General features: G+C 41.4%; 15 protein-coding genes. 4 read left to right on the top strand and 11 right to left on the bottom strand.

From position 1 onward, the window contains the following. Positions 1–319 precede the first annotated feature (319 nt). The 7 genes from mnhG to RCC89_17465 are packed head-to-tail and all read right to left on the bottom strand — an operon-like array spanning position 320 to position 6,126. A complete protein-coding gene (gene mnhG / locus RCC89_17495) occupies positions 320–739 on the bottom strand; it encodes a monovalent cation/H(+) antiporter subunit G (protein ID WMJ74943.1) in 420 nt (139 codons plus the stop codon). Next, the gene (locus RCC89_17490; GenBank protein ID WMJ74942.1) at positions 736–1,005 is read right to left on the bottom strand and encodes a monovalent cation/H+ antiporter complex subunit F; all 270 of its coding nucleotides are present in this window, start codon (positions 1,003–1,005) and stop codon (positions 736–738) included. Before RCC89_17490 ends, mnhG begins: the two co-directional genes overlap by 4 nt. Beyond that, positions 1,002–1,472, bottom strand: coding sequence for a Na+/H+ antiporter subunit E (locus RCC89_17485; GenBank protein WMJ74941.1), 471 nt, complete (start codon positions 1,470–1,472; stop codon positions 1,002–1,004). Before RCC89_17485 ends, RCC89_17490 begins: the two co-directional genes overlap by 4 nt. 7 nt (positions 1,473–1,479) lie before the next feature. Then, the gene (locus RCC89_17480) at positions 1,480–3,027 is read right to left on the bottom strand and encodes a proton-conducting transporter membrane subunit (protein ID WMJ74940.1); all 1,548 of its coding nucleotides are present in this window, start codon (positions 3,025–3,027) and stop codon (positions 1,480–1,482) included. Between the two features lie 13 nt (positions 3,028–3,040). Beyond that, a complete protein-coding gene (locus RCC89_17475; protein WMJ74939.1) occupies positions 3,041–3,391 on the bottom strand; it encodes a Na+/H+ antiporter subunit C in 351 nt (116 codons plus the stop codon). A gap of 3 nt (positions 3,392–3,394) precedes the next feature. Further along, positions 3,395–3,802, bottom strand: a complete 408-nt coding sequence (locus RCC89_17470) for a Na+/H+ antiporter subunit B (protein WMJ74938.1) — start codon at positions 3,800–3,802, stop codon at positions 3,395–3,397. Next, positions 3,799–6,126 (bottom strand): putative monovalent cation/H+ antiporter subunit A, encoded by a 2,328-nt coding sequence (locus tag RCC89_17465; GenBank protein WMJ74937.1) that lies wholly within the window; start codon positions 6,124–6,126, stop codon positions 3,799–3,801. The genes RCC89_17470 and RCC89_17465 overlap by 4 nt, the downstream gene beginning before the upstream one ends. A gap of 132 nt (positions 6,127–6,258) precedes the next feature. On the opposite strand from RCC89_17465, the gene RCC89_17460 reads away from it, so the two are divergent. The 3 genes from RCC89_17460 (at position 6,259) to RCC89_17450 (ending at position 9,421) form a co-directional block, all read left to right on the top strand. Beyond that, complete coding sequence (locus RCC89_17460) at positions 6,259–6,933, top strand: response regulator transcription factor (GenBank protein ID WMJ74936.1); 675 nt, start codon at positions 6,259–6,261, stop codon at positions 6,931–6,933. A 9-nt stretch (positions 6,934–6,942) separates the two neighbouring features. Next, positions 6,943–8,310: a HAMP domain-containing sensor histidine kinase gene (locus RCC89_17455; GenBank protein WMJ74935.1), complete on the top strand. Its 1,368-nt coding sequence runs from the start codon at positions 6,943–6,945 to the stop codon at positions 8,308–8,310. Between the two features lie 184 nt (positions 8,311–8,494). Beyond that, positions 8,495–9,421 (top strand): hypothetical protein, encoded by a 927-nt coding sequence (locus RCC89_17450; protein WMJ74934.1) that lies wholly within the window; start codon positions 8,495–8,497, stop codon positions 9,419–9,421. Between the two features lie 56 nt (positions 9,422–9,477). Here RCC89_17450 and RCC89_17445 read toward each other — a convergent pair whose 3' ends face one another. The 3 genes from RCC89_17445 to RCC89_17435 all read right to left on the bottom strand — a co-directional run bounded on the left by RCC89_17445 (position 9,478) and on the right by RCC89_17435 (position 14,104). Beyond that, the gene (locus tag RCC89_17445; protein ID WMJ74933.1) at positions 9,478–12,174 is read right to left on the bottom strand and encodes a glucosidase; all 2,697 of its coding nucleotides are present in this window, start codon (positions 12,172–12,174) and stop codon (positions 9,478–9,480) included. 299 nt (positions 12,175–12,473) lie between these two features. Next, the gene (locus RCC89_17440) at positions 12,474–13,661 is read right to left on the bottom strand and encodes a phosphoglycerate kinase (protein ID WMJ74932.1); all 1,188 of its coding nucleotides are present in this window, start codon (positions 13,659–13,661) and stop codon (positions 12,474–12,476) included. Positions 13,662–13,756: 95 nt separating this feature from the next. Then, positions 13,757–14,104 carry a 4Fe-4S dicluster domain-containing protein gene (locus RCC89_17435; GenBank protein WMJ74931.1) on the bottom strand — a complete coding sequence of 116 codons (348 nt, stop codon included), beginning with the start codon at positions 14,102–14,104 and terminating at the stop codon, positions 13,757–13,759. Between the two features lie 88 nt (positions 14,105–14,192). On the opposite strand from RCC89_17435, the gene RCC89_17430 reads away from it, so the two are divergent. Then, positions 14,193–15,188 carry an acyl-CoA reductase gene (locus RCC89_17430; protein ID WMJ74930.1) on the top strand — a complete coding sequence of 332 codons (996 nt, stop codon included), beginning with the start codon at positions 14,193–14,195 and terminating at the stop codon, positions 15,186–15,188. A 94-nt stretch (positions 15,189–15,282) separates the two neighbouring features. On the opposite strand, the gene RCC89_17425 is transcribed toward RCC89_17430, so the two are convergent. Then, positions 15,283–23,769 (bottom strand): gliding motility-associated C-terminal domain-containing protein, encoded by an 8,487-nt coding sequence (locus RCC89_17425; GenBank protein WMJ74929.1) that lies wholly within the window; start codon positions 23,767–23,769, stop codon positions 15,283–15,285. Between the last annotated feature and the right edge of the window lie 4 nt (positions 23,770–23,773).

Raw genomic sequence — 23,773 nt, 5'->3', positions numbered from 1 at the left:
TTTTTTCTTAGACAAAAAAACGTAAGCAAAAAAGTCAAGGCCTGTGATGAAATTTGCTAAACTTTATAACCATTACGCTATCCCGATAGCTATCGGGATGAAACTCACCCTCCTTGCGTCGGGCTCAAACAGCAAATTTTTTGGCCGCTCCATGGTTATAAAGTTCTTAACGCAATTTCATCAATGGCCGCCTTATTATCTAACAATGGCACATACAGCCATTTAAGGGAGGCTGTTTAAAGCATATTTTGGTATAAGTAAACAACTCAATATATCATAGAGACTTAAGCGAATCCTATAAGATAAAAAAGCCTTAAGGTTATTCCTTAGGGCTTTTTTTATCATCGTCTTTGATATTAAAGTGTTCTTTGTCCAGGTTAGAGCTGTCTTCGCTTGTAAGGATGTGTGAAAAGTAATTATACTTGCCTTTTAGTTCATCTTTTTTACTTTTCTTCCACATTGGAATACCTATAAAGTAAGCTGCCCTGCCTAGTACGTGGGCTGCCACTGGTGCCGTTAGCAAAAGAAAAACTATAGCAGTGAAACACCTAGCGGTGATGCTGGTGTCTTGAAAGTGGAGCGCTGCTGCTCCCAACATAAAACCTGTACCTAAAGTGGCTGCTTTGGTAGTAGCCGACATACGCATGTATAGGTCAGGCATACGTATGATGCCAATACCTGCCAATAGGATTAATAGCGTACCGAGTATCAATAATATAAATACTGCAATTTCTTTCATTGTTTCCCCCTTTTTTCATAATAATATGCAAATGCCACTGTGCCTAAAAACGCCAAAAGTGCAAGGATAAGCGCTACGTCTATGAAGACCATATTATCCTGGATAATGGAATAGGCGGCAATGATACCAATACTGATGGTTACCAGCAGGTCAAGTGCTATTACCTTGTCTGGTAGGCTTGGGCCTATGGCCACACGTACAAAAACCAATATAACTGATATGCTCAGTAAAGGTAAAGCTATATAATGGATCAAAAAGTCATTCATCGTACAATGTCTAAAATTCGTTTTTCGAAGTCTTTTACACTTTTTCTGGCCAGGTCTTCATCGTCAATATACATAAAATGTATGTAAATGACTTTTCTATCTGTACTCACGTCCATGCTCAGGGTGCCTGGCGTTAAGGTAATGAAGTTTGCCAATAAGGTTATTTCTATATCGCTTTTAGCTTCTAGTGGCACAGCTAATATGCCTGGATGCATATGGTGTCGTAGTGTGAGGATATCATAGGCTACACGTATGTTAGCTTTCACAAGCTCCACTAAAAAATATCCTACAAAAAGCAGCAACTTAGGAAGTTTATCAAAATACCTGGACTGTGTTTGGGTTCTAAGTACCAACCATAATATCAGGTAGCTTAATACAAACCCAAACATGAAGTTTGTAGGGTCAAACCTTCCGGTGAGGATTAGCCACACTATGGTTAAAAGTACATTGGCAAGCAAAAGCTGCATATTGATATTAATTTAAAACTGTTTTGACATATTGTTCAGGGTTCATAAGCTGCTCTCCGGCCTGGTATACGTAATCGAAGAAGAAAGCAGGGAAAAAGCCTATTAATAGAATAATTAAACAGTACAACATGATAGGGACAAGCATATACATGTTTTCTACAGTAAATAGTCTGAAAAAGTACAGCTGGTTTACTACAGGAATATTTATTTTTACCACCCCTGGTTCGTAGTTTTCTAGTGCTTCTTTCCAAAATGCCTCATTCCATATTTTGGTCATAGAGAACAAGGTAAGTAAGCCTGTAGCGAGTGAAATTATAATAATAATATAATGTTCTGCTTCAAAACCTGCCTTGGCTAAAAGAAATTTAGACCAAAAGCCTGATAGGGGAGGGATGCCTGCCAGTGAAAGCCCAGAAATAAGGAAGAGTACCCCTAGAAACGGGTGTAGGTTAAAGAGTCCACCCAGCTTTTTTAGCTCGTAGGTTCCTTTCAGCCGGTTGATCAAACCGCTGATAAGGAAGAGGTTGGTTTTGGCTATAATATTATGGGCAATGTAAAGCACTGATCCGGCCAAGGCTAATGGGGTATAAATACCCAGTCCCATAACCATATACCCAATCTGGCTGATAATGTGAAAAGAAAGGAGCCGTCGCATTTCTCCTTGAGCGGCTGCGCCCAGCACCCCAACTACCATCGTAAAACCTGCTATGTACAGTAAAATGGAGTGCGTAAAGGTGATGTGGTTGACAAAAACTAAAGTAAATACCCGTATAAGTGCATAAACCCCTACTTTGGTAAGCAGTCCGGCAAAAACTGCTGAAATGGCAATAGGTGGTGTGTGGTAAGAAGCTGGTAGCCAGAAAAATAGCGGAAATAAGGCTGACTTGATCCCAAATGTAAGCAGGAACAACATGCCTGCTACTGTAATCATGGTCTGGTTTTCCGCCTCTGCTACTTTGATATGAAGGTCTGCAAAATTTAATGTTCCGGTGACTCCGTATAAAATACCTATGGCCGCCAGAAATATGGTGGACGAGATAATGTTGATGGTTACGTACTTGATTGTCCCTTCTAACTGCGCCTTTGTTCCGCCTAGTGATAGAAGCACAAATGAGGATATCAGCATTACCTCAAACCATACAAACAAGTTGAAGATATCTCCCGTTAGTACAGAGCCACAAATGCCCGTAAACATTATGTTGAGCAGTGGGTAAAAGCCAAATTTGGCTCTTTTGGTATCTATAGAAATAACGGCATATATGGCAATTCCAAATGCCAGAAGCCCCGTCATAAGTACCATAATGGCACTAAACATGTCTGCTACCAATGAGATACCAAAAGGTGCTGGCCAACCTCCTGACTGTATGGTGATAATGCTTTCCTGACGAACGGTATGCACTAACACTAGCCCTGAAACCAGAAAACCAAAAGATAAAATGATGTTTAGCCACTGCTGCACTTTTACATGCTTTAAGAAAAACATCAATAGGACTCCTGTTATTAATGGAGCTAAAACAGGTGTTAAAAGTATGATATGTTGATTAAGTATGGTCAATTTTTTAGTAAAGTTAAAAAGTATCGGTAGAAGTCATTTTGTCTAGGTCATCGGAGCCTGTAGCTTGATATACCCGCTTGATCAAAATGATGGAAAATGCAATAAGGCCAAAGCTGATTACAATGGCTGTCAAAATCAGTGCCTGCGGTAAAGGGTCTGCTAATGCACCTTCTATTTCTGTTTTTCCGGCTGGGATAATAGGTGTTTTACCCCTTGTTAGTCGGCTGCATGTAAAAATCAAGAGGTTGGTGGCATTGGATAGTAATATAAAGCCTATAATAAGCTTTACAATGCTGCGTCTCAGTAACATGTACACTGCCATGGCATATAAGCCACCTGTCATTATCGCAAAAACTAACTCCATAAACTATTCTTCTGCAAGTGTAAATACTATATTCATTGTGACTCCGATTACTACTAAAAAGACACCAATGTCAAACATCAGCGGCGTGCCCAGTGGCCCGACAACCGGAAAGTCGAAGTTAAGCCATTCGCCTTTAAAAAAAGTTTCATTGGTAAAAAGGCTGACCAGTCCACTGCCAAGTGCTATGACCAAACCTGTTAGCGTCAACTTTGAAGGTCTGGCAGGAAATAAATCCCGTGCTTTTTCGACTCCATTGGAGATGGTATATAGTGCAAAAGCTGCTGCTGCTGCCAAGCCTCCTACAAAGCCTCCTCCTGGCTCATAGTGTCCCCTTATAAGCATAAACAATGCGAACATGATCAATATCGGCAGGAGGTATTTAGTTGCCGTTGATAGTATTAATGAAATCATTTTTTCCCTGTTTTACTCAAGCGAAGTTTTAACAATGTATATACCCCTATAGACGCAACTGCCAACACCACTATTTCTCCCATAGTATCTAAAGCCCGAAAGTCTACCAGTATCACATTGACGATATTTCTTCCTTTTGCTAAAATATAACTGTTTGCAGCAAAGTATTCGCTGACTTGTGGTTCCATGGGCTTGCTTATGGTGAACAATATAAGAAAGGTCGCAATAAGTCCTGTTAAAATGGCTATGGCTCTGTCTCTGACCCGTAGCATCTTACTGGATATGTAGGAGAGTTTTGGCAGCTTATAGATGACCAATACAAACAAGATGACTGTCAGCGTTTCTACAGATAGCTGCGTCATGGCCAAATCGGTGGCACCATAAATAATAAACAACAATGAAATTCCATACCCGACGATGCCAAGTGCAGCTATCGCAGCTAATACTGATCGTGAGGTAATAGCTACAAAAGCTGCTAGCAAGACTACCAAGCATAGCACTACCTCATAAAAATAAATGTCCTCAAAACTAAGAGTGACTATAAAGTCTTCGATTCCAAAATTGAAAAGTGCCAGAAATACCAAAAATGCAAGCATGACCAGTACCCAAATAATGTAATTCCTTAAGTATCCACTTTGGAAAATTTTGGTTTGAAACCTCGCAAAGTTCAGCATGCCCGACAAGGCTAATTGATACAGGTTCTCAGGGTCAATTTTCCTGAAAAAGGCATTGTAGGTAAATACTTTGCTATAGCTGTTTCTGAATGCATAAACCAATATGCCTGTGCCTAAAGTAATCACACTTAGAAATAAAGCAAGGTTTAGTCCATGCCAAAGCTCTAGTTTTACTGTAGTAGGGGCACCTTTGATGGACGATACGGCCGGGCCTACCAAATAGGTGGAGGCAAACTGTGGAAATACACCAAAGACTAACCCAATAGTCCCTAAAACCAAAGGACCGAACCATAAGCTAAATGGTCCTTCGTGTGGTTGCTTGGGTGTGCCGGTATACTTTCCTGCAAAAGGTTTATAAACTGCAATCAGCGCTGTGGCTACGATAAGCATATTGGTTAGGACTGTCACTGTGGGAATAAAACCTCCCAGGTCATTCTCAAACCTTAAAGATGCTTCATAGATTAGTTCTTTTCCTATAAACCCAAAAAATGGGGGAATGCCTGCATTGGATAAGCCGGCAAAGATCGCTGCTAATCCCAAAAGGGGCATGTATTTGTATAAACCTCCGAGCTTGGATATTTCTCGTGTGCCTGTTTCATGGTCTATGGTGCCTGTAACCATGAAAAGTGTACCTTTATACAGGGAGTGTGTCACAAGAAATCCCATGGCGGCCATCATGGCAAAGGGCGTGCCCATTCCTATTAAAAACACCAATATACCTAGTGAGCTAATGGTGGTATATGCCAGTACTTTTTTTAAGTCGGTATGCCGAACAGCGATAATGGCGCCTAATAGCATCGTGATACCGCCTGCTATCATTAAAATATATTGCCATTGCATGGTGCCACCCAGCATGGGGTTCATTCTTGCCAATAGATAAACGCCTGCTTTTACCATGGTCGCAGAGTGCAGGTAGGCGCTCACAGGAGTAGGGGCTTCCATGGCATTGGGTAGCCAATAATAAAAAGGAAATTGAGCTGACTTGGTAAAGGCTCCTAAAAGTATGAGTATGAGAAAAACATTATAAGCAGGGTGTGCTTGAAGCGTGCCCGCAAGTGCTGATAAATCGGTAAGTAAGAAAGAACCGCCTGCTTGCGATAATAATATGAACCCGGCCATCATGGCTAATCCTCCACTACCAGTGGTAAGTAATGCTTGCAGCGATGCATACCTTGACCTTTCCTGTTCGTGGTTGAATCCGATTAGTAGATAAGAGCTGATACTGGTCAATTCCCAGAAGATAAACAACAATATTAAGTTGTCTGCTATTACCAAACCGAGCATGGCAGTCATGAACAATAGCAGGTAGCACAAAAAGTTGCCTAGTTTCGGATGTCCATAAAGATAGCCCCAAGCGTATAAAACGATCAATGTTCCTACACCACTGATGAGCAGTACAAAAGTAAGGGACAGCCCGTCCAAGAAGAAGTCGAAGTTGATCCCCATATCTGGAAACCAGTTGACTGAGTAGGAGATTGGCTCATGGTTTGCAATAGATGGTAAAAAGAAGCAACTGACCGTAAAAATAGCCAGAGGGAATAGTGTAAGAATGGCTCCGGAAAATTTAGGTGCTGCTTTTTGTAGGTAAGGCGCTAAAAATGCAGCGACTAAACCTGGTAAAATTATTGCTAAAATCAGAGAGTCAGCCATTAGGGGAATAACGTTAAAAATGTCCCGACAAAAATCAGGTTTATTTTCGGAACTTCCAATTTATTCAATTTAAACTCATTTAGAAATATATTGTTAATTAAATATGGAAGGACTTTATTAAATTTTTTTTACATGAAGATACTTGTAGTTGAAGATGAACCCAAAGTAGCGTCTTTTATTAAAAAGGGACTTGAGGAAGAGCTGCACGAAGTGGAAGTCGCTTATGACGGTTTTGTGGGTAAAGAAATGGCTTTGTCTAATAGTTTTGACCTGCTTATCCTTGATATAAACCTGCCCCATATGAACGGGATTGACTTGTGCAAAACCATTAGAAAAGAAAATGTAAAAGTGCCCATACTAATGCTTACCGCCCTTGGTACGACAGATAATAAGGTATTGGGGCTTGAAAGTGGGGCTGATGACTATTTGGTAAAACCTTTTGAGTTTAGGGAACTTGTTGCACGTGTTAGGGCTTTATCCAGAAGAAGCGCTCAAGAAGATAGCAAAGTATATAAAATTGCTGACTTGGAAATGGATCCTTCGGCAAAAGTGGTGAAACGCAGTGGAAAACAAATTGATTTGACAGCTAAAGAGTTTTCCCTGCTTGAGTATTTGCTAAAAAATAAAGGAAAAGTAATTTCACGTGTTGATATTGCAGAAAAAGTTTGGGATATAAAATTTGACACAGGCACTAATGTGATTGATGTTTATATCAACTTTTTAAGAAAAAAGATAGATAAAGGGTTCTCCCCTAAGTTGATTCATACCCTTGTTGGAATGGGGTATGTTTTGAAAGAGGGGGATTGATATTGGTTTATGCAAATAAGAAACAAACTTACCCTTCAGTTTACAGGGATTGTTGCTTTAATTTTACTAGTATTTTGTGTTGCCGTTTATAATCTTTCTGCACGGTACACATCTTATCAGTTTGAAGAAAGGCTTAAAGAGAAGGCTTTGAACACTGCTCAACTACTTTTGGAAGTTGAGGAGATTGATGAAGGCCTGCTTAAATCAATCCGGCGGAAGTACCTTCAGACTTTGTATCAGGAGTTTGTACGTATATACGACAAAAATAACGATCCTATTTTTCAGGATGATGTATATACCGTTGATATTGATGAAGAAGACCTTAATTACATCCGATACCATGGTGAACTGGGTATTAACTTAAATAACCGCCAGATTTATGGGGTGAGCTATATAGATAGGCAAAAAGAGTTTGTGGTGATTGCTTCTGCGGTGGACCGCTATGGAATTACGAAAATCAAAAACCTTAAACTGCTGCTTATATTTGGATATATAGTTTCCTTGATCATTATCTACATAGGAGGGAAGCTTTTCTCTTTTGCCGCCTTGCGTCCAATAGCTAAAGTGGTAGACCAAGTAGAAAAGGTGGATGCTTCTACTTTAGATACCAAACTGGATGAAGGAAAAGGCAAGGATGAGGTAGAAAAACTGGCTGTTACTTTCAATAAAATGTTTTTAAGGCTTAAAAAGGCCTTTGACTTGCAGAAAATGTTCGTTTCTGGAGCTTCTCACGAACTGCGGACGCCTCTAACGGCTATAACCGGGGAGGTTGAAGTTGCTTTGATGAAAGACCGGGAAAAGGATGAATATAAGCGGGTACTGCATTCGGTTTTGGATGAAACCCGAAAACTTACCTTTCTCTCCAATGGCTTATTGGAACTTGTTCAATCTGGCGCTGAAGATAAAATGGTTACTTCGGAGCCTATAGATGTAAAGTCACTGGTTAAGGGTACAATTAAAGAAATTGAAAAAAGAAGCGCAGGGTGTCAGGTATGCATTAGGACAAAATTTCAAGAGCCTAATGTTGAAGAAGGGCTGAAAGTCTCAGGTAGCCAACCTCTGCTTCAGGCTGCACTACTGAATGTCCTAGAAAATGCCTGCAAGTTTTCTGATTATAAACCTGTTTTCATTACCTCTGAAAGGATCTCTGAAGATAAAATAAGAATCACTATAGAAGATCAAGGTATTGGGATGTCTGAGGGTGATATAAAAAATGCGTTTCAGCCTTTTTATCGCTCTGAGAATGTTCAGTCTATTCCTGGGTACGGAATAGGAATGTCACTGACCGATAAAATTGTTCGTCTTCACAAAGGAGAAATTAAAATTGACTCTTCGCCAGGCAATGGCACAAAAGTGGAAATGATTTTTCCTGGTTAACAAAGGTCATTGCTAGTGCATTAGATTATGTCATGAGGAGTAAAATACCAAGCGGATGATTTGGAGTTATTTTGCTTATTAATAGAAAGTTATACTGCATATTTCAGGTTAAATAACCTTTTAATTTTGATTTAATCAGACCTTAATCTGCCTACTATATCTTTGGCACATAAATAAACTGTACATGGACCATAATCTAAAATCACGAAGAGCGCTTGCCTACTCGGGCGGCGGAATATTAGCCGGACTTTTATTGATCGGCAACACCTATTTTTATTTAGGTAATAGTGAGTTAAAGGAGGAAAACCAGAAGCACCTCTACAAAGTAAATTCCTTGTCTGCCAGTAATAATCGCTTGGAGAATAACCTTAGCAATAAAGTGGATGAGGTGGAAAAGTTATCTGCCGAAAAATCTAAGGTTGAGTCGCTGTTGGAAAAAACTACGAAGTCTCTCAAAGAAAGCCAAGCCAAAGTTGCTGCCCTTACCAAAGAAAACAATGCATTAAACTTTCTTAAAAAAGAGGTGGCTGACCTAAAACGGGAAAAACAAGGTTTCCTTGGCCAGATTAGTGATTTGCATAAAAGGGTTATGCAGCTTAACGCTAGTGTGTCTATTTTGAATAGTGAAAATGCAAGTTTAAAGGAACAGATTGAGGAACTTCAAAGTAGGAATGGGACTTTGGAGAAGAAGGTTGCTTTGGGAGCGGTCATAAAAACAGAAAACATTGTTGGTGAAGGACAAAGGTATACCAGAGGGGATAAGCTTGTAAGCGTAAAAAGAGCTAAAAAGGCAGCGCAATTAGCTGTTTCTGTTGATTTGGCTGAGAATTTAATTGCCGATCCAGGTGCTAAAACTGTTTATATGCGGGTAATTGATCCAAGAGGAAAACTAATTTATAACTTGGAGAACAATTCTGGCTCTTTTGTAAATATGGATGTTGAGAAAGAAATGGATTATACAGGCAAGCAAGTAATTGACTATGATAATGGCAAACAAAGCATTGATTTTTTCTATGCTCCTAAAAATAACACTTTGGTAAAAGGGGAGTACAAAGTAGAAATTTACACGGACGGGTATTTGTCAGGGGTTTCTAGTTTTTCTTTAAAGTAACAACATAAAAAAAAGCCTCCTATTCTGGAGGCTTTTTTTATGAAATGGCTTTAAATTTATTTTGCACTCGAAATTATCTTCTTCAGAATTGCGTTTTTCTTCTTCACTTTCTCGCTAATAACTTCTTCTTTTTTGTGATAATGGAAATGGATAAGGTCGGCAACCAAGGCAGTCCAGCCTGTTTGGTGCGATGCGCCTAAACCTCTTCCGTTATCTCCGTGGAAATATTCGTAGAAAAGAATATTATCAACAAAATGAGGATCTTTAAACTTTTCATGACCGCCAAAAGCAGGGCGTTTGCCTTCTTCATCTTTCATAAAGAGCTTAATTAAGCGAAAACTCAGTTCTTCAGCTACTTCTTTAAGGTTCATTAGATTGCCAGAACCTGTAGGGTGTTCTATCGTAAACTCTTCCCCATAGTAGTTGTAAAACTTCATGAGCGACTCAATGATCAAATAATTGATAGGGAACCATATTGGTCCACGCCAGTTAGAATTTCCGCCGAACATGCCACTGTCAGATTCACCCGGATTATAGCTTACCGAATAAGTGCCATGCTCTGTATGGAATTCATAAGGGTTGTCTTTATGGTGTTTGGAAAGTGCCCTGATTCCATACTCTGACAAGAACTCGTTTTCGTCCAGCATTCTTGACAAGATCTTTTTAAGCTTGGCTTCCCGTAGTAAAGAAAAGCGTCTTCTTATTCCGAGGTAAGGCACTTCTCTTGTAGACACCAAAGAGTCCAGATGCGGACGGTAATTTAGGAACCACTCCAGCCTTCTTTTGAAGTGTGGATACATTTCTATATTATGTGGCTCTAATGTCTCCACAGCAAAAAGAGGTATAAGCCCAACGATAGACCGGACTTTCATAGGGATATATTCTCCATGGGGTGTGTGGAGTACATCGTAGAAGAACTCATCTTCATCGTCCCAAAGGTTCAGGCTTTTATTGTCCAAGTTGGCAATGGCTCCTGCTATATATAAAAAGTGCTCTAGAAATTTTGAAGCGGTGTCTTCGTAAGAAGAGTTGTTTTTACTAAGCTCCAGGGATATTCTTAGCATATTTAGAGAGTACATAGCCATCCAGCTAGTAGCATCGGCTTGCTCTATATGTCCACCTGTTGGCAAAGGACTACTTCTGTCAAATACACCTATGTTATCAAGTCCAAGGAATCCCCCTTCAAAGATGTTATGGCCTTCACTGTCTTTGCGGTTTACCCACCAGGTAAAGTTTAGCATGAGCTTATGGAATACCCGCTCAAGGAAGTTGGTATCTCCCTTGCCATTGTTCATGTCGCGTTCAATTTCGTATACCCGCCAAGTAGCCCAAGCGTGCACAGGAGGGTTTACATCACTAAAGCTCCATTCATAAGCAGGTATTTGTCCATTCGGGTGCATATACCACTCTCTTAAAAGTAAGATGAGCTGTCTTTTAGCAAAGTCTGGATCTATACTGGCATAAGCGATGCAGTGAAACGCCAAGTCCCAGGCTGCGTACCATGGATACTCCCATTTGTCAGGCATGGAAATAATTTCCATGTTGTTGAGGTGCTTCCAATCTTTATTCCTACCGTGCAACCTTTCTGGAGGCGGCGCTGTTCCTGGATCGCCATTGAGCCAGAGGTTGACATCGTAATAATAAAACTGTTTGCACCACATTAAGCCTGCAAAGGCCTGCCGCTGGATCATTTTTAGCTCGTCGCTATCCACGTTTGAAGCGTATTCATTATAAAAAACGTCGGCTTCATTTAACCTAGTCCTAAATATATAAGGATGGTCCTCTAATGGCTTTTCATGTGTTTTGTCGCTCAGGCGCAAGCAAACTTCTTTTGTTTCGCCTGGGTTTAAGGTAAGTTTATAATGAGCGGCTGCTTTGGTTCCTGTTTTCTCAGGGTTGACAGCGTCCTTATTGCCCTCTACCACATAATCGTTTATGCCGTCTTTCCAGTATCCTGGCTCTGGTGGATGGTGGTAAACTTTATGGTGGTTGGTTTCGTTGTTGCAAAACAAAGTCTCATCTGCGCCTTCAAAATAAAGCTGGTAATTCCCTAATTCCCTATGCTCTACATTAATACAATTATCCCCATCTGCTGATAGGGAAGGAGTGTAGTCTTCTTGAGCAAAACGCCAAAAGTTCCTAAACCAAATAGTTGGAAGGACATGCAGGTTGGCCTTTTCTGGCCCTCTGTTATGAATTGTTGCTTTGATACATATATCATCGGTGTCTGCTTTTGCATATTCGATGTATATGTCAAAGTATTTGTCGTCTTTGAATAAATCGGTGTCAACAAGTTCATACTCAAGTTCATGTTTCCCCCGGATTTTGTTTTCAAGTACCAGGTTAGAATATGGGTACTCTCCTTGAGGATACTTGTAGAGCATTTTCATGTAGGAGTGGGTAGGGGTAGAGTCTAGGTAGTAATAGTACTCTTTAACATCCTCTCCATGATTGCCTTGATTTCCTGTAAGACCGAAAAGACGTTCTTTTAAAAAAGGGTCTTTTTCGTTCCAGAAGGCGAAAGCAAAACAAATCCATTGCTTGTTGTCACTTATTCCCCCTAGTCCATCTTCGCCCCAACGGTAAACCCTGCTTCTTGCTTGCTCATGCGGGAAATTTTCCCATGCTGAACCAAACGGGCTGTAATCTTCTCTTACAGTTCCCCATTGCCTATCGGATAGGTAAGGACCCCATTTTTTCCATCCTCTGTTGCTTCTCGTCATCGAGACGCGGTCTTTTTCGAAATTAGACATTCTGCTGTATCTATTTATTATAAGCTTGTTGTGTTAATAATATTATGTAAAATGTTCAAACTTAACCTGTTTGATAGAAAAATAATGACAAAAGAACTTTTTTATATCCCAAATGCTTGGTTTTTAGTTTGGTTTGTGGACGTATTATAGTTGGAATTTTCAACGATAATAACGGATAAAGGTTCTTTGGCACTGTAAAACCTGAAGACTTTTTTTGAAAATTTTATAAATATATCATTATTAAATAAAAAAGCCGGAAGAGTTTCGTCCGGCTTTATATTTATAGCTGAGTGCTTACATTATGACTGTAAAGCGGCAACTCCTGGCAATGTTTTTCCTTCCATATACTCCAGTAGTGCGCCACCGCCAGTAGAAACATAAGATACTTTGTCTCCAAAACCAAGGTTGTTAATAGCAGAGGCAGAATCTCCCCCTCCTATAAGTGAGAACCCTCCTTTAGTAGTGGCGTCAACTACAGCTTCTGCAATAGCAATGGTTCCTTTAGCGAAATTGGTCATTTCAAAAACGCCCATAGGACCATTCCAAAGTACAGTTTTAGAGTTGCTGACAACATCTTTAAACAATTTGATGGTTTCAGGGCCAATATCAAGTCCCATCCAGCCATCAGGAATGTTGTTTTTGTCTACAACCTGGGTGCTAGCATCATTTTTAAAGGCATCTGCAATAACAGTGTCAACTGGAAGTATTAGGTTTACACCTTTAGCTTTAGCTTTTTCTATTAATTCAAGTGCTAGAGGCATTTTATCTTCTTCAAGTAGAGAGTCTCCTATATTGCCGCCCATAGCTTTGGTAAAGGTATAAGACATACCACCGCCAATAATAAGGTTGTCAACTTTTTCAAGAAGTCTTTCGATGATAAGGATTTTGTCTGAAATTTTAGCTCCTCCCATAATGGCAGTAAACGGCTTATCGGCTTTTTCCAAAACCTTTTTGGCATTGTCAAGCTCAGCTTGCATTACATAACCGCATACTTTTTCTTGGAAAAATTTAGCTATAACAGCGGTAGATGCATGGGCTCTGTGTGCTGTACCAAAAGCGTCATTTACATATACATCGCCATACTTAGAAAGCTTTTCAGCAAAGGCTTCGTCTCCCTTTTCCTCTTCTTTGTAAAAACGTAAGTTTTCAAGTAGGAGAATTTCACCTGGCTGTAGAGATGCAGACATGGTTTTAGCATCTTCTCCGATACAATCAGAAGCGAATTTTACTTCTGTGTTGAAAGTTTTTTTCAAGTACCCTGTTAGGTGTTTTAGTGAGAATTTTTCAGCAGGACCTTCTTTAGGTCTTCCAAGGTGAGACATTAATATGGCTGAACCACCATCTTTTAAAATTTTGTTAACGGTAGGTATAACTGCTCTTAGACGAGTATCATCAGTAATTTCAAACTTGTCGTTTAGAGGGACGTTAAAGTCAACTCGAACAAGTGCTTTTTTCCCAGAGAAGTTAAAAGTATCTAATGTTTTCATAAAAATGAGTTTATTTAATTCCTAATGAAGTTCAATATTAAACAAAAAAGGTGATAAATGAATTATCACCTTTTTTGTTTTTGCATAAAAAAACATTATTCGCCGTGAAGCCATGCTTTTTTATTGAGAAGCTCTTCTTCTGTTTCCCTCACGTCAGGGTCATCTACACAGCAATCTACAGGGCATACTGCGGCACATTGAGGTTCCTCATGGAAGCCTGTACACTCAGTACATTTAGTGGAAACTATATAGTAAAATTCTTCTGAAATCGGATCCTGCTGAGCATTGGCATCCATTGTACTGCCGTCTTCCAGTTGTATTTCCGTAAGACTAGTACCGCCTGCGTATGTCCATGGAGCACCGCCTTCGTAAATAGCGGTATTCGGGCATTCCGGCTCGCACGCTCCGCAGTTGATGCACTCATCTGTTATGATTATTGCCATAATACCTGTATATTTTATTTTTTTGTAACTGCAAAATTAACTACAATTACATTCAGTACAAATCAAAAGTTTTAAAAAATATTATTTTATGGATCTTGATCATAGGATAAAGGCCTTTGCGGAGTTAGGTGAGCAATTGAGAACGGAAGGGCTTCCTGAAGAATATATTAGACAAGCTGTGAATGTAAATAATTGGTTTACATTTGGTTCTGTTAAGGATGCTGTCGCCTCCATAGGTGAATGGCTTACATTGGAAAATCTAAAGAGGTGGGTTGAACCTTATGGTATTTCGGATAAGGTAAATCCTCAAAAAGTTGGGGTGGTGATGGCTGGAAATATTCCTTTGGTTGGATTTCATGATGCTCTTTGCGTTTTGTTGAGTGGACATAGCTTATATGCCAAATTGAGCTCGGACGACAGGGTGCTGCCTGATAAAATTTTTGGTATGCTAATGAAAATTGCTCCAGCCTTTGAAGAAAAGGTGAATGTGGTAGACAGAATGAAAGGCATGGATGCAGTCATTGCTACAGGAAGCGACAACACTTCTAGGTACTTTGAATATTACTTTAGAAACATACCCCATTTGATTCGAAAGAACCGAACATCTGTAGCTGTTTTGACAGGAAACGAAACACCAGCACAACTTGAAGCTCTAGGAAAGGATATTTTTCAATATTACGGCTTGGGTTGTAGAAATATTTCTAAGCTGTTCATTCCATCTGATTTTGAACTCAAGCATATTTTCGAAGCGATAGAACCCTTCTGCTATGTAGCCGATCATCATAAATATTTTCACAACTATGAGTATAACCGTGCCATTTACTTGCTAAATAAGGATGTCTTTTGGGACAATGGCTTTGTAATGCTTAAAGAAGACGAGGGTATAAGTTCGCCAGTCTCTGTCTTGTTTTTCGAAAGGTATAAAGATAGTTCCGATGTTGAGCGTGTGTTAAGGAATAATGAAGAAAAAATTCAAGCTATAGTAGGTGAAGAGCATATTCCTTTTGGGGATGCGCAATGTCCTGGAATTGATGATTATGCTGATCGGGTTGATACGATGGAGTTTTTGTTAAAGCTTTCTTAGGTATAGTCTAACATGCTAGAATAGGCTATGGGTCTAAAGTATCAGTGTATTGATTATTCAAATACACTGATACTGATTTTGGGCCGATTTTATATTATCTTTTAACTTCTACCCATCCTTTGACCAAACGTTTGTCTGGGAAGGTAATGTCATAGTAGTAAACCCCATCAGGAACACCATCTCCATCCCAACTATTGTTATAGTTTTCGTCATGGTATACTTCAGAGCCCCATCTGTTGTAGATAGTTACTGTCGTATTACGCGGTATTGAAACGATTTCAAAATAGTCATTTAACCCATCGTTGTTAGGGGTGATAAGGTTCGGTATCAGTATTGGTTTGTCAACAAAAACGCTTAAACTGATGGTACATTCGTTTGAATCCTTCAGAAAAACAGTTTGCATACCTCTGTCAAACCCTGACACAATAGCTGTATCACTTGTTACAGGGCTAAACTCTTGGTTGTCGCCACTGAAGTAATATGGTTCTATTCCACCCGAGATATCAATTATCCCAACAGTTCCATTAGATTGGTTTCTGACTGAAGGTGTCGAGAATACCGCAGCTTCAAGCTGGTTTGGTTGTCCCAATACAAAATAGTCCCGTTTTAAGGTGTCCCATTCTTGTGTTGCATTGTTGAACGAATAGAATGGGTGCTTGTCCAAGTACACGCACTCCTGGTCTTTGATAAAGAGCTGGAAGGTGTCTGCGGCAAGCCCTGTGAACAAGGAATCTCTGATCCAGTTAATGCTGTCAAGACTGTACTCAAAATATGGTTTCTCTGTTTGTGCGTCCATAAAAGGCAGGCCGCCAGAAACAGAATCTATGACTACCGACCCGTCTTCTAAGTCAAAACAGGTAACGTCATTCTTGGTAATATGAACGTCAGGCCCTTCTTTTCTTCTAACGGTATCTGGCTGGCCGGCACTGCACCCTTTGGAATCCATTACAGTTATATTGTGGTAAGTTCCTGCCGCTAACCCAGTAAATTCTGGGTTGTTGCCAAAAGATGATCCATTTACACTATAGGTGTAAGGAGGAGTACCCCCTTGTGGATTGTTAATAGTGATCTCACCATCTCTGTTTTGACAAGACTCTTTGGAGGTTCTGGTGAAAAAGGTGATAGGCTCTGGTTGTCCTATGGTAAACGGATGCCTAAATTCACAGCCATCACTGTCGGTTATTACTATATTAAAGTCGCCTCCAAAGATTTCAGTAAACTCAGGAACTTCTTTGGTTTCTCCGTCAAAAGTATACGTATATGGCGGTTTAGCACCTGTTACCGAACTGGTGTCCAAGGTGATCTCTCCCTCTTTTTTCCCATGGCAGACATTATCTTTGATATCTGCTGTAATCCCATCAATTTTAACAGCGTCTGGTTCTTCTATGAGAACTGTTTGTTCTGCAACACAGCCATTTTGGTCTATGACCGCTACCGTATGTTCATAAGCTGGTACTTCTGTAAATGTTGACTCCTCTTGTGGTTCTTCACTGTTATTTATTGTATACATGTACGCAGGAGTTCCTCCCGAAGCTTCCAAGACAATTTCTCCATTGTCATCTCCTGCACATGGGCCAACGTGTGTTACAGATAATACCTCTAGAAGTAATGCTTCTGGCTCTGTTATAGTTACTGGTAATAAGAACCGGCAATCAGCATCATTAATAATGGTTATGTCATAGTCTCCAGCAGCCAAGTTTGTAAAGATATTGTCAGGCTGAAACTCTGTGCCATTTATTGAAAATTGATATGTGCCTGTTTCGCTTCCAGATACTTCAACAATGGCAGCACCACTCTCTTCCCCAAAGCAGGATACTTGCTCATGTTGCGATGCTGTTGCGTCAATGCTTTTAAGGTTAATTTCATGTTCAATGGTATCGCTGTAGCATTCATTAGAAGCAAGTAATAGGATGTTTATGATGGTATCTGAATATACATCACTAATGAATAGCTCGTTGGTGTTTTGGAAGGTTTGTCCACCATCAAATGAATATGCCATGCTTTCGTGTGGCGTAAACCCTTCGTTGAAAGATGCGCTGACAGTTATTTCATCACCTAAACATAAAGATTCCGGGTTGTTGGTGATACTACCTTCAGGTAAAGGTTTAATATTTACCTGAACACTATCTATGTTTTTACAGCCATCTTGATCTATGACAGTAACAGTATAAACAGTGGTATCTGTCGGGGTAACTTTTATTGTTTCTCCTTCATAGTCTCCTGGTGTCCAAGTATAGGAGGTGCCACCAGAAGCAGTTAATTCTGTAGAGTCTCCAAAACAAATGTCTTGGTCTGCTCCTGCATCCACTTCTATATAAGTTACATATATAGTTACCTCATCCGTATTGGTACAGCCTAAGCTATCTGTTACAGAAACAGTGTAGGTGGTAGTAGTATTTGGTGATGCTTCTGGATTTTCGATATCATACTCAGATAAGCTTTCCTCTGGTGACCATAGGTAAGTTTCTCCGCCCGATGCTTGCAGTTCGGCGCTCAACCCATTACAAATAGTTTGGTCTTCCCCTGCATCTGCAATTGGAGGGTCGGTAATGTATACGGTCATGGTATCTGTGTTGATACAGCCATTTTCATCTGTAACAATTACTGAAAAGTCTGTAGTTTCGGAAATGCTAGCAACAGGTTCCTGTATATTGTTGATATTGACCAGTTCATCAGGGAACCAAGTAAAGCTAACTCCGCCCGAAGCAGACAGTTGTACAGAGTCGCCTGCACCTTCACAGATATACTGGTCTGGTCCAGCGCTTACTTCAATGAAGGTTACATTGACACGCACCGTGTCTGTGTTGACACAACCCTCGGCATCGGTAACAGTGACAATGAAGTCTGTGGTGTCGGAAGGGGCGGCTGTAGGATTGCTTATGCTGTTGTCTGACAGCTCGTCTTCAGGTGACCATAAGTAGCTGGCGCCTCCACTGGCTTCCAGTTGTACTGTGTTTCCAAAACAGACATCTTGATCTTCGCCAGCACTTACTTCTATATAAGTCACGGAGACTATAATTGTGTCAGAATTTATACATCCATCTGCATCGGTTACCTCTACTGCATATTCTGTGGTTTGTTGAGGGGTTGCCACAGGATTGGCTGTAGTTGGGTCTGATAAAGTTTCAGAAGGTGTCCAATTATAGGAAACCCCGCCAGAGGCGTTTAGCTGCGCTGATACACCGTTACAAATTACTTGGTCTTCGCCTGCGTCTACTTCAATAAAGTTTACGCTGACGGTTACAGAGTCGGTGTTTTGACACCCGTTAGCATCTGTCACGGTCAAGGTGTAAACAGTAGTTTGTGAAGTGGTGGCTACCGGGTTTTCAATATCTGTAGCGGAAAGGGTTTCCTCCGGTGCCCAAAGCAGGTCACCGTCACCAGAACCGCTGAGCTGGGCAGAAAGTCCGTTGCAAACTTCCTGATCGTCTCCCGCATCTACCATTGGCAGTTGATTCACCGTTACAGTCAAGGTATCGGTATTCATACAGCCATCTTCATCAGTGATGGTAGCTACATAATCTGTAGTAGTTTCCGGCGAAGCATAAGGGTTGCTTACATTGGCATCCGAAAGGGTTTCTTGGTTGTTCCATGTGTATGTTGTTCCGCCAGTTGCCTCGAACTGAACAGAATCCCCAAAACAAATGGTTTGGTCCTCGCCAGCGTTCACTTCAATTTGCTCAATGGTTACAGTAACCTCATCGGAGCTGGAACAACCATTTTCATCGGTAACGGTTACCGTGTAGGTAGTGGTTTCTTGCGGTGTAGCTTCTGGGTCGGCAACGGAGGCATCAGACAAGGATTCAGCCGGTGACCAAGAGTAGGTATCTCCACCGGTGGCATTTAGCTGGACAGGTACGCCTTGGCAAGATACTTGGTCGTCTCCCGCATCAGCTACAGGAACAGGGTTTACCTGTACCGTAATGGAATCCATATTGACACACCCTTCAGCATCGGTAATGGTCACGATGTACTGGGTGGTTTCCGTAGGGTCAGCGACAGGGTTGGCAATTTCAGCATTGTTCAATGAGCCTGCAGGAGTCCATGAGTAAGTCTCGCCGCCAGAAGCTTCAAGCTGTGCCGAATCCCCAAAACAAATTACTTGGTCTTCGCCCGCGTCTACTTCAATATAGTCTACGTTGACAGTTACAGAATCAGTGTTTTGACACCCGTTGGCATCTGTCACGGTCAAGGTGTAAACAGTAGTTTGTGAAGTGGTGGCTACCGGGTTTTCAATATCTGTAGCGGAAAGGGTTTCCTCCGGTGCCCAAAGCAGGTCACCGTCACCAGCACCGCTGAGCTGGGCAGAAAGTCCGTTGCAGACCTCCTGATCGTCTCCCGCATCTACCATTGGCAGTTGGTTCACAGTTACGGTCAAGGTATCGGTGTTCATACAGCCATCTTTATCAGTGATGGTAACTACATACTTTGTAGTAGTTTCCGGCGAAGCATAAGGGTTGCTTACATTGGCATCCGAGAGGGTTTCTTCGTGGTTCCATGTATATGATGTGCCGCCTGTTGCCTCGAACTGAACAGAGTCCCCAAAACAAATGGTTTGGTCCTCGCCAGCGTTCACTTCAATTTGCTCAATGGTGACAGTGACCTCATCGGAGCTGGAACACCCATTTTCATCGGTAACGATTACCGTGTAGGTAGTGGTTTCTTGAGGTGTAGCTTCCGGGTCGGCAACGGAGGCATCTGACAATGATTCAGCCGGTGACCAAGAGTAGGTATCTCCACCGGTGGCATTTAGCTGGACAGGTACGCCTTGGCAAGATACTTGGTCGTCTCCCGCATCAGCTACAGGAACAGGGTTTACCTGTACTGTAATGGAATCTGTATTGACACATCCTTCAGCATCTGTAATAGTCACGATGTACTGGGTGGTCTCCGTAGGGTTAGCGACTGGGTCGGCAATTTCAGCATTGTTCAATGAGCCTGCCGGAGTCCATGAGTAAGTCTCGCCGCCAGAAGCTTCAAGCTGTGCCGAATCCCCAAAACAGATCACTTGGTCTTCGCCCGCGTCTACTTCAATATAGTCTACGTTTACAGTTACAGAATCAGTGTTTTGACACCCGTTGGCATCTGTTACGGTTACAAAATACGTGGTGGTATCCGAAGGAGTTGCTATAGGGTTAGCAATATTTTCATCAGAAAGTGTTGGGTTAGAAGACCAACTATAGTTATCGCCGCCAGTTGCTTCAAGTTGAGCAGAGGTGCCATGGCATATAGTTTGATCTTCGCCTGCGCTCACTTCAATATATGTAACCTCTACAGTCACCTCATCGCTATTGCTGCAACCATTATTATCTGTTGTAATAACTGTATAGGTTGTTGTTTCTGATGGGGTAGCAGTAGGGTTAGAGACTTCTGCATCAGAAAGACCGGTAGCAGGTGTCCACAGGTAGTTATTGCCACCACCATTTGCGTTTAGTTGGGCAGAAGTTCCAAAGCATATACTTTGGTTCTCCCCGGCATCCAATACAGGTATCGGATTGACAACTACAGTTACAGAATCATAGTTTACGCAGCCTTCTGTATCTGTTATGGTCACATAATAAGTGGTTGTTTCCTGTGGTGTTGCTATCGGATCCTCTATTTCTGCATTGTTTAAAGTCTCAGTGGGAGTCCAAGAGTATTGAGACCCTCCTGAAGCTGTAAGCTGCACAGAATCACCAAGGCATATTTCCTGATCGTCTGAGGTGGATACTTCTATAAGTGTTACCTGTACTTCAACACTATCCTTATTCTCACAGCCGTTTTCGTCAACCCCCAATACGGTATAAACAGTTGACTGCTCAGGAGAAGCTATTGGGTCAGCAATGTTGTCTTCAGACAAAGTTGCTGATGGAGACCATTGGTAATCAATACCACCTGTGGCTGTTAGTTGTGCAGAGTTTCCATAACAGATTTCCTGATCTTCCCCCGCATCAATGGTAGGTTTAGGGTTGACAACTACAGTGACGGTATCATAGTTGATACAGCCTTCTGCGTCTTCTACTGTGACTATATAAGCGGTTGTTTCTTCAGGAAAAGCAGAAGGTGTAGCAGTATTTTCATTTAACAAGCTTTCAGAAGGAGTCCAAGAGAAATTTGTGCCGCCAGTTGCTTCCAGTTCTACGGTATCTCCTTCGCAAATAGTCTGGTCATCACCTGTGGTAATATCTATAAAATATACATCAACGGTAACAGTGTCACTGTTGATACAACCATTTTCATCAGTTACGTTCACGATGTATTCGGTTGTTTCCTCTGGTGACGCTTCTGGATTTGCAATGTTTTCATCAGACAGATGTGTTGACGGAGACCATAGGTAATCAACACCACCTGTGGCCGTTAGCTGAGTAGACGTTCCGTAGCAAATCTCTTGATCCTCGCCCGCATCTACTTCTATGTAAGTTACATTTACAGTAACTTCATCGTGAGAGCTACATTCAAATTCATTGGTAGCAATGACAGTATAGGTAGTCGTAACAGATGGTGACGCTTCTGGATTTTGAACATCTGTGGCAGATAAACCTTCACTTGGACTCCAAGACCATGAAGATGCTGTGCCTGATGCGTTAAGTTGTGTCGTAAGGCCATTACAAATTGTTTCATCTTCACCAGCATCAATGTTCGGAACAGGGTTTACCTGAACCAAAACAGTATCGTAGTTAACGCAACCTTCATCATCGGTCACAGTAACGATATACTCAGTTGTTTCTAAAGGTGAAGCTTCTGGGTTATATATTTCTGCATTGTTCAACCCTGCGGTAGGTGACCATGAATATTGAGAACCACCTTGCGCTTCTAATTGCGCAGTGTCACCTTGGCAAATGATAACATCTTCGCCTGCACTTACTTCAATATAAGATACTTGGATTGTAACACTGTCATAATTAATACAGCCGTCTTCGTCAGTGACAGTTACTGTATATGTTGTTGTTTCCTCTGGTGAAGCGGTAGGGTCAGCAACATTGTTTGTAGAGAGTGTACTGCTAGGAGACCATGAGTATTCCACACCGCCAGAAGCTTCAAGTTCAGCCGTTGTGCCATAGCAGATATCTTGGTCTTCGCCTGCATCCACTTCTATGTAATTAACAGTGACCGTTACAGAGTCTTGGCTTACGCAGCCGTTTTCTCCAGTTACTGATACTACATAGGTAGTTGTCTGGTTTGGAGAGGCTACAGGGTTTGCAATATCAGTATCGCTTAACCCTTCTGCAGGCGACCACTCGTAAGCAATACCACCAGAAGCATTTAGCTGGGTTGTTAACCCATAGCAAATAGCTTCATCTTCACCTGCATCTGCTACAGGTGGGTCAAAAACAGAAACCGTCAGTGAATCATAATTGATACAGCCATCCTCATCAGTGATAGTCACCTGATAGGTGGTGGTTTCGACTGGAGAAGCACTTGGGTTGTAAATATCATTTTGGCTTAAAGAGCCGTTGTCAGGAAGCCACTGGTATTCGACACCTCCCGAAGCTGAAAATTGTACCGTGTCGCCTGGGCAAACTTCATGATCATCACCTGCGTCTACATCTATATAAGTAACTTCTACTGTAACAGTGTCAGTGTCGACACAGCCAATATCATCGGTTACTGTTAACACATAATCTGTGGTTTGAGTAGGGGAGGCTACTGGGTTGGCAATGTTTGCATCGCTTAGTGATTCGGAAGGAGTCCAGGAGTAGGAAACTCCTCCAGCGCCACTTAACTCAGTGTTTATCCCATAGCATATACTTTGATCTGGTCCAGCATCAGCCATATCGGGAATGTCGATATCGACCTGTACGCTGTCTTCATCTATACAAGAACCGTTATCTATAGTCAACTTGACCCAGTATGAACCAGGTTCGTCGTAGGTGTGGGTCGCATGTTCAGAAGTATCGGTATTTCCATCGCCAAAGTCCCATAAATAAGACATTTCCCCGGAAGGGTAGGTTGATGTATTGGTAAAAGTTATTTCTCTCCCCGGACAAGAAGGGTTTGCGTCAGGAGAGAAACTAACCTCAATATCTTTAAAGTTCACAGTTCCCCCAAAGGAAAGCCTGAATCCATCACCCGGCCTCGTGTCTACACCATTAATGAATATGACATAAGTATTCCCTTCCGTCAACTCTACCGTAGGGTGCCATGGGTTAACAAGAGAGAAAGAAGACTCCCAACTTTCATACCTTTCTGTTGAAATACCTGTTTGGTTAAAGATATCGTCAGAGGCATTACAGGCGATTTCAACCCAGTTGTCCTTTCCGCAACCGTTGCTTTTGTCATAAAGAACAAAATCCCAGTCGCCCATAATGTCATCTTCAATGAACATTTCGAAAGTTCCTGAGTTTTCTACTGTAAACTGATACCAAAATGGCCTTCTTTCACCTTTGTTTCCAAAGCAAGAGGCGCCTTGACCTGATGGGACATCTAAAACATATCCATATATTTGTTCTGGTGCTACAGGGTTTAAGATCGTATCATAGATCGTTTCGTTAGAACATAGAGTAGTGGCAGTATTACAGTCGCGGGTAGCATGTATCTGAGCTACCGCGTCTGCAGAAGCTAATGAAAGAATTAAAAGCAATATGGAACGTAAAAATTTCATAACT

Source organism: Cytophagaceae bacterium ABcell3 (assembly GCA_030913385.1).
Classification (GTDB): domain Bacteria; phylum Bacteroidota; class Bacteroidia; order Cytophagales; family Cytophagaceae; genus ABcell3.
The sequence above is the reverse complement of the archived record's forward strand: the minus strand, read 5'-3'. Positions and strand labels throughout refer to the sequence as shown.